This is a genomic window from Verruconatronum alginivorum, assembly GCF_056590205.1.
In genome coordinates, this window is the sequence record NZ_JBWPVQ010000001.1 from 5,278,847 (window position 1) to 5,291,729 (window position 12,883).

6 protein-coding genes are annotated in these 12,883 nt (G+C 59.3%); all 6 read left to right on the top strand.

Annotated elements, in window-relative coordinates; genetic code table 11:
• The first annotated feature begins 17 nt into the window (after positions 1–17).
• Positions 18–4,235, top strand: coding sequence for a LamG-like jellyroll fold domain-containing protein (locus ACWUI2_RS19345; protein ID WP_486984484.1), 4,218 nt, complete (start codon positions 18–20; stop codon positions 4,233–4,235).
• Entirely contained in the window at positions 4,232–6,271 is a 2,040-nt protein-coding gene (locus ACWUI2_RS19350; RefSeq protein WP_486984485.1) for an FG-GAP repeat domain-containing protein, read from the top strand. Before ACWUI2_RS19345 ends, ACWUI2_RS19350 begins: the two co-directional genes overlap by 4 nt.
• Before the next feature lie 17 nt (positions 6,272–6,288).
• Complete coding sequence (locus tag ACWUI2_RS19355; protein WP_486984486.1) at positions 6,289–7,728, top strand: YidR family protein; 1,440 nt, start codon at positions 6,289–6,291, stop codon at positions 7,726–7,728.
• Positions 7,729–7,981: 253 nt separating this feature from the next.
• Positions 7,982–8,701, top strand: coding sequence for a DUF1559 family PulG-like putative transporter (locus ACWUI2_RS19360; protein WP_486984487.1), 720 nt, complete (start codon positions 7,982–7,984; stop codon positions 8,699–8,701).
• Positions 8,702–8,775: 74 nt separating this feature from the next.
• Positions 8,776–10,005, top strand: a complete 1,230-nt coding sequence (locus tag ACWUI2_RS19365) for a sialidase family protein (RefSeq protein ID WP_486984488.1) — start codon at positions 8,776–8,778, stop codon at positions 10,003–10,005.
• Between the two features lie 94 nt (positions 10,006–10,099).
• Entirely contained in the window at positions 10,100–12,775 is a 2,676-nt protein-coding gene (locus tag ACWUI2_RS19370; RefSeq protein ID WP_486984489.1) for a LamG-like jellyroll fold domain-containing protein, read from the top strand.
• Positions 12,776–12,883: the final 108 nt, after the last annotated feature.

The window sequence follows — 12,883 nt, forward strand, 5'->3', positions numbered from 1 at the left end:
GGAGGTGTCATAACTGGATGAATACATTTCGCGCGATTTGCTGCGTGATTCTGATCGCTGTCGGCGGGTTGGTGCACGGCGACGAGCCGACACCGATCGTGGATGGCCTGGTCGGCCATTGGAAATTAAACGAACGGGATCCAAATGATTTCCGCGTCATCAATTGGGCGAATCCTGGCGGAGAGGGAATCCGGACAGCTACGCTCGGAGTGGGGTGGGTCGCTCCGGCGGGAGCCGGTTATCATTTCAACGGAATCGAGAATGATGATTACATCCGGATCGAGGAGCCGCTGCGTGACTATTTAAATCAGACAAACCGGTTGACCCTTGCCGGTTGGATCCGACCGGATTTTCTGCGGACCGGGAGCGGGGCCAGCAGCCGGCAAGCGATTTTTACCGGAGGTGATCTCGATTTCGTCGTGGCGTTGGCCAATCAAGGCCAGATCTATTTTCGCTTTCGGGATGAGACCGGAACGGTGCTGGAACGAGTGACGACGATTATCGATCCGGTCGCGGCCGACGAATTCACTCATTTGGCTCTGGTTCGGAGGGAAGGGGAAGTGGTGGTTTACCTGAATGGCGCGCGTGTCCACACCGAAGTTGTTCCCACGACGGCGAAGTTTTGCATCGGGGCAGAGCCGTTTCAAATCGGACGGCGGGGAATGCGGACCGATCGCGATTTTGACGGAGTGATTTCCGACGTGGGTCTTTGGGCGGGTCGGGCATTGTCGGACCGCGAAATCGCGGTGATGGCGGGAATGGGACGCGCTGGCGTGGACTTGGCGTCGGGCGCCCTCGATGCGGCGCTGAAATTGTTTGATGCCCAAACCGGAACGTTGAAAACCGAACGACTCGCTTGGACCTATTTCCGGGGAACACCCGACGGCGAGGAAACGATTTTCGTAGGATTGACGGAAAACGACGGGGAGTGGGAAGGATTGGTGGCGTATCCATGGGGACCCGTAAAATACACGGAGTGGCGCGGGTCCAGCGCCGGTGGACCGTTCGAGGCGCCGGGGGGCGATGGGGTCTCCAATCTGGCCCGCTATGCGTTTGGTTTGCCGCCGCACGGGCCGGTTCCATCCGGTGTTTTACCACGGGTCGACTATGTCGATGGTGCGTTGGTGGTGATCCATCAACGATCAATGAACGCGATCGACGCGCTGACCACCGTGGAGATCTCCGAGGATCTGAGTCTTTGGCAGACCGGATCGGCAGCGGTCGAGGAAATCATGCGGGAGGAGATCGGCAGCCGAGAGCGGATCACCACTTGGGCCAAAGGTTTGACGGAAGGATCCGATCGTGGATTCGCCCGCATCCGGGTGGAATTCGGCGGGAGACCGGATTCTTTTCCGGGGGTATTGGCGGCGTGGGATTTCGACGGTCTGTCGCTGGCCACCCAAGAGGTGCCGCAACCACCGACGACTTTGGATCCGATTGGAAGTTCATCGGGACTGCGAAGGGGGGCGGGGTTGCAGCCCGAAGGTCCGAACCGGGCTTGGGGCGCCACCGGTTGGGGAAATTCCTCGGGAAACCCGCATTCCACGGCGGCGGCGGCGATCGCGGATGGCAAATACCTTTGGTTTACCGTCGAGCCCGGAACCACGGATGCGATTACGTATTTGGAACTTCATTACCGAGTGCGCCGGACCGCGGCGGCCCCGACCCATTTTGTTTGGCAGTATCGGATCGGGTCCGGACCGTTCGCTGACATCGGAGAACCAGTGGTTTACACCGGCACCGAGACGGGCGGAAGGAATCAACCCCCGCTCGACCTGTCCTCGATTTCCGGCCTTCGGGAAGTGGCTGAGCCGGTGACATTTCGGTTTGTCGCGTGGAACGGCACCGGGACACTTTCATTCGGTCGGGACGAGGGCGATTCGCTCAAATTGGTGGTGGAGCAGGAGGAAGAGAGTGTGCAGCGGATTCTCCGGGACGGTCAGGGGGACTTCGACCCCTGGAATGCCGAGCGGTGGGCGGCGTGGTATTCCGATGGCAAGCTGGTTCGCCCGTTTGAAATCACCACCAACGTTCGCTTCGCGCCCCGGGAGGAACCGTGGGCTCCCGATTTAAGCGCGTTCCAGGGGTCCCGGATCTTTGAAGTTTCGACGCCGGGAGTGGAAATCGATGGAAACGGCCTGACCATCGATGCTCGTCATTCCGCTTATCGAAACCGGACCCTCGACCAGATTTACGGCGGAGGCAATCCGGAGTTGGACGCCACCACGCTGCTGCAAATCGGCTTCTCGTTTTCGGCGCCATTCGATCCCGATTTGCCGGCCACGAAGATCCACCGTCTCACGCTCAAAGGATTCGTCCAAGGGATTCGGACAGTCAGGACAAACACCCATCCTTTGGTCATCGCCCATTGCACCTTCACTCGCAATGCGTTTGGGACCTATTTCAGTTCATCGGGGACGACTGTCCGGGATTGCCATTATTTCGAAAACGGTCGGGGCGGCTTCTATTCGGGTTCCGGCAGTCACGGTAATATTTTTGTGGGCAATCTGTTCCGCGACAACAACTACGTGCTCAATTTGTCCTATGGCGACATGGTCTTTGACACCGCTTATGAAAGCGAGGTGCGCAATAACCGATTTCTTCCGTCGCAAGCCTCGTCGAGTCCGTGGCGGGTCGGCATATCCTTTTTCCGCAACCAAGGGGAGGACGGGCGGTTGCGCGAAGACTATCCGCGGCACAATCTGGTGACCGGGAACGTGTTTTCCGGTTACTTTCTGGCGATCCATGTCGGTACCCGGCATGGGCGGGCCGAGCACGTCCACGACGTGTCGGACGAGGGGCGGGATTACGTTTCCTACAACGTTTTCCGCGACAACCGGATCCGTGATTCCGAGCTTGGGATCAAAATCAACACCTCTGGCAATACCGTGGAAGGCAATCTCTTTGAGAATGTCGTCCATGACATCATCCTTCATTGTGTGGCTTACAATCTGATTGAAACGGTCATCAACGATCAGGCCGATTCCCGCGTTCGTTTTTGGACCACCCGAAGCGATTATTCCCAATACGCGACCTGGTTTCCCTTCCACAACCGGCTGATGAATTCGATTCCGGCGGAGCAAAAACTGATTCATGTCCGTTCCGACTACGGAGCTCCTCAATTGACCCGGCCGGGTCATGCCACTCTGATCGAAGCGCCGACGCTTCTGACTGGTGGCAATCTCCTGGGAACGTATTCATCGGGTGGATTTCCGATCGGTTTCGCAACGGGAAATTTTTACGAGAACCAAACTGGAAGCGAAGTGGCGGTGATTTGGGATGAACCGGTTTCCGCGGTAGGCGATATCGATTATCACACCATCATTTTCTACGACAGCAATGGAATCGAGATCAACCGGGCGGGACGCAGTGTTCATCGGTGGGGAGGAATCGCCGCCGGGAAATTCGGTCCGGGGACGGGGGACCAGGTGGCGGTGTATCCATCGGAAGCGATCAATGGAAGTTACCCGCTGTTTATTTTTCGCCGAGGTTATCGGGAGCCGCTTCAAGTGCTTTGGGAAGACAACCCTTATCCGATTCGGGCGATCGCGGCCGGTCGTTTTCGGGAGGGGGAGGAGTTCGATGGGCTCGCGGTGATTTTTTCCGAAGGGCCCGAAGAAATACAATTTGTCCATCCGGATGATCCGGCCTGGAGTTCCGAGGCCGGTTCGCCGGTCAGGCTCCGCGGCATCGCGGCCGGACGATTTGAAGGGGGCGGGGTTGCCCGCCTGGCCGGGATCGGCGATGCGGCCGATCCAGTGACGGGTGAGTATCCAGTTTATTTCTACCGTCCCGGAGAAGCCGAACCATTTACGATGGCCGGGAATGGAAATGGAGGTCCTTGGACGGCGGTTGCGGGGGGCGATTTCGATGCCACCCGGCCGGGGGACGAAGTGGTGGTCGGTTCCGGAGTATCGGAGTCGGGCATCTACCGCTTGTATTATTTTGCGCCGGGGAGTGTTGAAGCCATTGGAGTCGTTTCCGATCAGGCGCTCGGTGTTCCCGCAGCGGCCCTCGGCTCCGGAACGTTGATGGTTGGAGAGAGCCTCTCGTGGTATGAACGGGTTGAAGGAATCGAGGCCGGAAACCATGTCACGGAGATGGCGGGGTGGGGGGCTCCGGTGGTGGTTCTTCCGTCGGCCGGACAAGAAGGAGCCATTCCGTTCTTTTGGTTGAATTCCAGCGGTGAGGACCCCGACGCAAGTTATCGAAAAGTGACACCCTTGATACGATGAACGGAAGAGGTAAATGCATTCGCGGCCTCCGGCCTTTGGCGGTGTGGAGCGTCTTGGCCATGGTGTTCGGAAGCGTTGCCCCCGGGGCGATGGGGGAACGGGAGGAAGGGTATGCCTTAGTCAGCGGAGAGGCGGTGCCGATTCGGACCACCGATGAGAGAAACCGCGGGCCCCTCTCGGCGGGGTTGTCGAATCATCCGGTGGGAGCGATTCCGGTGTTTGGAGCGAACTACGACCTCTTCGTTGCCGCGGGACGGTTCAGTTCCGATCCCGGTTTGTTTCTGTATCGATGGAGAGATGACACCGCGGACGGGATTCCGGTGTTCGGAGAGCGAATTCGCGTGCCGCATCCGGGAGGAGCCGGCGTGCCGCCGGAAGGGACGATTTTCCGGGCATCCGATGGCACGATTTACGGATACTGGTTGATCGGGAATGAGTTGGTCCGGAGCATCTTTCATCCGCACTTGCACCGGTTCGACGCCCGCGGAGGACGCATTTCGCTGGGGGCGCTCCCCGCCCAGGCGGAGAGGGTGGCGGTCGTGGAGAATTCCGACGGCTCCCATGATGTCGTCTTTTCTGTTTCGGCCGGTGGCAGTTATCGTCCACCGGGTCCCGGGCATCGAGATCCTGAATACCGACCCTTCGATGGGGCGGGCATCTGGCGGGGGACGTTGCCGTATCGTTACCTCGTGGCGGGCCGGTTGGTCACACCGCAGAGCGTGAACTTGGAAAATGTCCGACAGGTTTCCCCGACGACGAGAGAAGTTTTGCTCACCAGCGGGAATGTGACAGCCGTTTCCCTGGGGGAAGATCAGGAGCGGGGAATTGTCATCGGATCGAGGTTTGGGAATCTGTTGTATTATCGAAACGCATCGGATAACGGGTTGGAATTGGAGCCCCGTCGCCTGATTACCGACGAAACGGGCCTGGCCCACCGGCATCCGACCATCCGGCCGACCCCGGTCGCTTATCCGAATCGCCAGACCGGCTTCTCGGACCTGATCGCCGGCGGGGAAGGCGGTCTTTATTATTATCGGTTTTCGCGGTTCGATTCGAGCGGGAGACCGGTCTTCGAGGATCCGGTTCGGGTTTTGGAGGACAACGCTCATTTGTATGCCGGGTCATTGCCGGTGGTGAACATCGTCGACTGGACTGGTGACGGGGTGAATGACCTGGTGGTGGGCAATTCCGAAGGAAAGGTACTTTTTTTCAGAAACCTCGGCACGAACGAGCGGCCGGCGATGATTCCTCCCGAGGAAGTTTGGGCGGACGGACGTCCGATTCATGTCCAGCAAGGATACTCCGGGATCCAAGGGCCGGGAGAGGCTCGCTGGGGATATGTTTGTCCCACCGTCTTCGATTGGACCGGCGACGGGTTGCCGGATATTTTGATGAGCAGTGCGACCCAGCGGCATAAAGTGTATCGAAACATCGGGGAACGACCCGATCCCCGGCTGGACAAAGCCGAACTGATTTACTGGGAGGGACTTGAATTGCATGGAACCTGGCGGGTGCAGCCCGCTGCGGCTCGGATCGGGGCGTGGACCGCGTACGTCGCGCTCGATGCCGACGATCAGTTTCGGTTGTATTGGAAAATAGACGACTTCAATGTCGCCGATGGCGGGAAGCTCCGATTGACCGATGGAAGCGTGATCGGCGCGAACTACCTGTCCGCCGGCGGAACCGGTCGATTGAAGATCGTCCTCGTCGATTGGGATGGGGACGGCCGATTGGATTTGATCGTCGGAACACCGCGCCATGCGTCGGTGCCGGATCGGGAGCGGGGACTTCCTCGAACCCTCGGGCTCCCGGGCGCGGCTGTTCTATGGCTGCGCAATGCTGGTTCCAATACGGAACCGGTTTTCGAGTTTCCTCGACTGATGCATTTCCGCGGCGAGGCGCGTTTCTTCGGTCAACATGCTTGCAGCCCGGCGGTCGGGGATTTCGGAGGACCGGATGGTCCCCATCTGTTGGTGGGGGATGAGGAAGGACGAATCCACTTCTTTGACCGGCGCGATGTCAGCTGGGGAGATTAACGATCAGGAAAAGCGACATGAGGAAACCACACTCAGAATTGAATACAAACTTGTATCGGAACGCGGCGACCTTCGCGGTGGCCGCGCTGACGGTAATTCTCGCGGGATGTTGCGGGGGGCTTCGCAACACTGGATCGTTCGATGGGGGGGAACGTCAAGTCACTGACCGGGGGCAAGGGCACATCTTGACGAACACCGGTGCATGGTCCCCGGACGGCTTGTGGCTGGTTTACGACATTCGGGCCCGGGAGGAGGTGTTTGACGGAAATCGGATTGAGCGAGTTCACGTCGAAACAGGTGAAGTGCAGATTTTGTTTGAAAGCCAAAATGGCGCCTATTGCGGGGTAGTTACTTATAGCCCGGTCGAAGACAAAATCGTTTTCATCCACGGTCCGGAGAATCCGACCGAGGATTGGAGTTATGCGGCTTACCGGCGGCGAGGGGTGGTGGTCGATATCGGGGGAAGGGAGGCGCCGTTCACGCTCGACGCCCGCGATTTGACCGAGCCGTTGACCCCGGGGGCGCTGCGCGGAGGGACCCATGTTCATGTCTTCAGCGGGGATGGGGAATGGATCAGCTTCACTTACGAGGATGCCCTGCTGGCTGAATTCGACGAGGAAACGGAGGAGCAACATATCAATCTGCGCAATGTCGGGATCTCGGTGCCGATGGGACCGGTGAAAGTCAGCCGGGACCATCCGCGCAATCACGACGGACAGTTTTTCAGTGTGATCGTTTCGAGCACCGTGGCGAACGCGGAGCCGGGAAGCGATCAGATCTCCCGGGCGTTCAGCGATGCCTGGGTCGGGACGAACGGTTATCTTCGGCCGGACGGGAGTCGGCAGGCGAGGGCGATCGCTTATCAAGGACTCGTCCGGACGGAATCGGGCGAAGCGATTTCGGAACTCTTTATCGCCGATTTACCCGACGATTTGACTCGGCCGTCGGCGTCCGGGCCGCTGGAAGGAACCATGACCACTCGCCCGAATCCGCCGGAAGGAGTGGTGCAACGGAGGTTGACCCGGACTGAGACGCGAGCCGAGCCGGGGATCCAAGGTGTCCGGCATTGGGTCCGCAGTCACCCGGACGGTTCCCGAATCGCTTTTCTGATGAAGGACGATAGCGGCACGGTGCAAATCTGGACCGTTTCTCCGAACGGCGGTGAACCCCGGCAAGTGACTTCGAATCGATGGGATCCCGCGTCGGCGTTCAGTTGGAGTCCGGACGGGAGGCACATTGCCTATGTGATGGACAACAGCGTTTTTGTGACGGAAGTGGAAACCGGCACGAGCCACCGTCTGACCCCTCGCTCGAGCGATGCTCTTGCCCCGACCCACCACGCCTGTCTCTTTTCCCCGGACGGACGAAAAATCGCCTATACCCGCCCGGTGGTGAGCGAGGAAGGGACGTGGAACCAGATTTTCGTAATCTCCTTCGATCCCGGTGGTCGGATCTGAGGTCCACACCACAGACAGGAATGTCTGTGCCACTGTAATGAAAAGTGAAACAGGCATTCTTGCCTGTCTTCTTGAACGACGTCACGAAGCAGCGGGAAACCGTCCGCGTCGATAAAAAAACGACGAAAAAAGCTTGTCATGAAACCCTCTTGCTATAACGTTGGTTCAATCACACGCGAAGTTGTGGGGTCGCCTCCAGATGGGACGCGGGCCCCTCGATTGTTTAACCAGCAGTTATCCAAGCATTTCCCATATGAAGACACAGAAACGAGGTTTTACGTTGATCGAGTTGTTAACCGTTATTGCGATCATCGGTATTTTGGCGGCGATCCTGATTCCAGTGGTCGGACGGGTGCGGGACTCCGCGCGAAACGCGAAGTGCATCAGCAATCTCCGGCAGTTGGGAACGGCTTCCCAATTGTTCGAGAACGATTTCGGACACTTGCCCTGGGGGATTTTTCCGTCGAGTTTCGATGGGGGAGGCTGGTGGCCGCCTCATTTGATTCCATTCGTCGAAGGCGAGCGGCGGGGCGGTGACCGCGCTTCATGGAGTCCGGTGCACGAGTGTCCTTCCCGGGCGATCGATCCGACCGAACCGGGGGCGCTTTTCACCGTTTCCTATTCGGCCAACCGCGGCATTTTCGTGGTCGGTTCGGAAGATTCCGACCGGATGGATGTCCCGGCGGTGCGGACCGAGCAAATTCTTCGGCCGACCGAGGTTTTTCTCCTCGGTGACGCCACCCAGCGCGCCAACGGAGATGCCAACAGCACTTTTACATCCCTTCCCCGGACGGGCAACCCGCGCAACGGGGATAATCCGCTGGACATCGGTCCCGATTCCGATCCGTCCACTTCCGGCACCTGGCCCCGCTACCGGCATAACGGCCGGGCGAATTTCGTTTTCGTCGACGGCCATGTCGAGTCAATCGAACGCGGACGGCTTTTCGAGCGGAACCTTTTTTGGAATTATTGAAATGAGACTCGTTTGAAATGGAGCCTCCGCGGAAAAACTCTCTTCCGGATTCGGCGCGCAAGTCGGTCCATTCCTTGAAACCGGCTCTCCTGGGGGCGGCCGCCTTGGTCTCGGGACCAGCGATCCTCGCGGCGGAAGCCGATTTTTCAGAGGTGCCGGGCGTGGTCATCGCTCATTCCCCGGCCTCGTCCCGGATCTATCTCGGTTCCCCCGGAATCGTGGTGTTGCCGGACGGAACGTATTTGGCGAAGCATGACGAATTCGGACCGGGGAGTTCTGAGCGGGCCAGCGCGATCACCCACGTTTACCGTTCCGAAGACCGAGGGCGGAGTTGGGAGCATTGGTCGACGGTGGACGGGCTCTTTTGGGCGACAATTTTCGATCACAACGACGCCGTCTATCTGTTGGGCACCACCGCCGGTCACCGGCACGGCCATGCGGTGATCCGGCGTTCGGATGATGGAGGACGGACTTGGACCGAACCGCGGGATGAAAACAGCGGGTTGTTGTTCCCGGACATTTCCTATCACACCGCGCCGATGCCGGTGGTGATCCACGAAGGCCGGATCTGGCGGGCGATGGAGGATGAAAAGGGGGGGACGCGATGGGGTCGGATGTTCCGGGCGTTCATGATGTCCGCGTCGGTCGATGCCGATCTGTTGAAGGCCTCCAGTTGGACCTCCTCGAACGCGTTGGCCCGCGATCCGGAATATCTGGATGGACGGTTCGGCGGGTGGCTGGAAGGGAACGCCGTGGTCGATCCGGCGGGAAACCTGGTGATCATTCCGCGAGTCGATTTCCGGGACGTCCCTGAAAAGGCGGCGATCATCCGGGTTTCCTCCGATGGCACCGAAGCGACCTTCGATCCGGAGAACGATTTCATCACGTTTCCCGGGGGATGTAAGAAGTTCGTGATCCGAAAAGATCCCGGGGGCGACCGCTACTGGACGTTGTCAAATCCAGTTTTGCCGCAACACGTGGGAGGAAACGTCGAGCGTATCCGGAATGCGGTGGCGCTGATGTCCTCCAGCGACTTGCGGGATTGGAAGACCCATACCATTCTCCTCTATCATCCGGAGGTCGAAAGTCACGGGTTTCAATACCTCGATTGGTTGTTCGAAGGCGAGGATCTGATCGTCGTCTCCCGGACCGCATACGCCGACGGACTTGGCGGCGCGGACAATCAACACAACGCCAATTTTCTCACCTTTCACCGGTTCGAACGCTTTCGGGACCTCACCATGGAGGATTCCGTGGTGACCCTCAATCCCTCCGAGGCGGAGGCGCTCGGAATTCGCTGGTAGCATTTTTCCTCCTTACATCTCTCTTCACCAACGTGGCCGCTCTCTGGTGAAAGCGCCAACGTTGGTTTCACCCAAACTAAATCCATAATACACCATGATGCTCTCTCATTCATTCCGATTCCGGCCGGGGCTTTTGGCCGGAGCCTTCCTTCTTCTGGGCGCCTCCCTCCACGGCGCGATCACCAACAACCTGGCCGGACATTGGACCCTCGACGAAACCGACTCGGAGAACCTTGAGGTCATCAATTCCGCCCCGGTCACCGATCCCGAACATGGGGTGCGGACCGCCACCATGCAGATCGGACGTTCGTCGCCGGTTGGTACCGGCTACTTGTTCGACGGCGCCGCCAATAATGATTACGTGGATCTGGGGACCGCCCTGGTGGAGCAGTTGCGGGCCAGCAACTCCCTCTCGATCAGCGGTTGGATCAATCCCACCTTCCTCCGCGCGGGAACCGGAGCCGGAAGTCGGCAAACCATTTTTGCCGCGAACACCCATCTTCAATTTTCTCTCCAGAACGAGGGGAAATTCGCCTATATCTATCGGCGGGAGGGTGCTATCGTGAATAATATTTTCACCGCCGCCCCGTCGATCGAACCGGGGAAGCTGATTCACGTCGCACTGACCCATGCCAACGATCCGGATGGTTTCGGTGACGACGTCCTTTCCCTTTATGTGGACGGCGTGCTTTATGCCGAAACGTATCCGATGCCGTCCCTGCCCAACTTTGAGATCGAAGGGACCGAGGCGGAACCGACACCGCCTGTGCACTTCGGTCGTTATCAGGGAAATTTAAATACGGCCCGTGACTTCGATGGATTCATGTCCGACTTCGGTCTTTGGATCGGCCGGGCGCTCACCCAGCGGGAGGTCGCGGCGATCGGTGGACTCGGCCGGGCCGGATTCGCGCTCGCCTCTTCGGAAGTCGACAGCTTGATCGGTATCCATAATTCGGGGAGCGGGACAGTCACCACGGGCGATTGGGTTTGGACTTACACCACCGGATTCGCCGAACCGACTGACGGATCGACCCTCGCGCTCGGGAAGCATTACTACGGCACGGATGACAACATTTACGTGATTCTCGGGGGGAGCTCCGGTTTCTGGACCGGCGTGAAGGCGGAGGGCGGGGTGCCTTACGGGGCGCCGATCACCGTTCAAACCCAACCGGAGGATCTCCTCCTTGAGCTGGGCGAAACCGGAAACTTCGAGATCGGAGTCCAGAGTGATGATCCAGTGGAGTACCAGTGGTATTTCCGTCCGACCGGTTCGAGCAGCTTCACGCCGGTTGGCGGAAACTCCTCCACATTGACGATTGAAAATGTCGGATTGGAGAACCGTGGCACCTACTATTGCGTGGTCAGCCAGGTTTCGGGCGAGTTTTCGGTGACTTCTCATGAAGCCCGTCTCGCCATTTCCAACCCTCCGGCGGAACTTATCGGACATTGGAGACTCAACGAAACGGATCCGGGGAGCCTCGACGTCGTTAACCATGCCCCCGGCGGGTTCGAACCGGCGATCCGGACCGCGACCATGCAACTCGCCCAACCCGCCCCGACGGGCCTCGGTTACTTCTTCGATGGGGCCGGAAACAACGACGTGATCACCAGCGGACATTGGTTGCCGGAAATTCTCAACACAACCAACCAGATGAGTTATTCGGTTTGGATCAAACCCGAGTTTATCCGTTCGGGAACCGGGGCGAACAGCCGTCAGGCACTGATCGGAATCGGCGATCTCGACTTTGTGATCGTGCTCGCGAACGAAGGACAGGTTTGGTATCGAATGGCGTTCGCGGGAGGCCAGGAGACATCGGCGACGACGTCGGCGGCTGTCCCGGTGCAAGCAGGGGAGTTCGCGCATGTGGTGGTGACCCGATCCCTGGTCGGCGAAGAAGAGACGGCGGTGTCGGTTTACCTCGACGGAGTGCCGGTCCATTCGGCGAGTGGCTTGAGCGGAGCGAATTTCTCCATCGGAAGTGCCGCGGCTCAACTTGGACGCCGCGGAACCCGGGTGGATCGCGATTTCGATGGTGTGATGGCGGATGTCGGACTCTGGGCGGCCCAAGCGTTGACTCCGGCGGAAGTGTCGTTGATCGGCGGCCTCGGTCGGGCCGGTCACTCGCTCGCGTCGACCGACGAGATCGCGGCTTTGCAGGATCTTTTCGCCAGCGCCGGAGGAACCGTCACGACCGGAGCCTGGGAGTGGAGCTACACCACGGAGTTCGCCTCTCCGGAAGGTGGAGCGGCGCTCCAGTTGGGACGGCACTATCTGGGCGAGGATGGCAAAATCTACGTGGTGCTGGGCGGCGAGGAAGACGCCTGGTCGGGTCTCGTCGCGGAAGGGGGCGAAGTCGGGGGTTATCAAGCCTGGGTGCAGGCCTCGTTTGATCCCGCCGATTGGTCGAACCCCGCTGTCACCGGTCCTCTGGCCGATCCGGCGGGCGACGGGGTAACCAACCTGTTGAAATATGCCTTCGGCTTGTCGCCGCTCGAACCGGCTCCCCGCGAGGAATTGCCGTGGGCCGCCTGGGAGGCGGGGGAATTGATCCTGGAGTTCACTCGGGTCAAAGATATTTCCGATGTCACTTATGTCGTGGAGTTCTCAACCGATTTGATCGATTGGGATGAAGCGCCGGAGACGATTTTGGAGGATTCCGTCGACGACCGGGGCGAAACCGAACGGGTCACCTTCAAAGTGGGGGCCGCCGACGGCCTCGATCGCGGCTTTCTGCGGGTGCGCGTCGAGTGGTCGAATGCCGGGGATTGACCGGCGCAAGTCGGTCTGGGGCCCGGGGCGATCCCTCCGTTTTTGTCCCGTTTAGGAAAAAACGTTATTTCGTGCTTTGCATCGAACGAGGAGTCGTTAAGGTAGCAA

What these genes read in the sequence shown, in the direction of transcription:
- ACWUI2_RS19370 (WP_486984489.1), top strand. Translation starts at nt 10,100, where the DNA reads ATGATGCTCTCTCATTCATTCCGATTCCGGCCGGGGCTTTTGGCCGGA.
- ACWUI2_RS19345 (WP_486984484.1), top strand. Translation starts at nt 18, where the DNA reads ATGAATACATTTCGCGCGATTTGCTGCGTGATTCTGATCGCTGTCGGC.
- ACWUI2_RS19360 (WP_486984487.1), top strand. Translation starts at nt 7,982, where the DNA reads ATGAAGACACAGAAACGAGGTTTTACGTTGATCGAGTTGTTAACCGTT.
- ACWUI2_RS19355 (WP_486984486.1), top strand. Translation starts at nt 6,289, where the DNA reads ATGAGGAAACCACACTCAGAATTGAATACAAACTTGTATCGGAACGCG.
- ACWUI2_RS19350 (WP_486984485.1), top strand. Translation starts at nt 4,232, where the DNA reads ATGAACGGAAGAGGTAAATGCATTCGCGGCCTCCGGCCTTTGGCGGTG.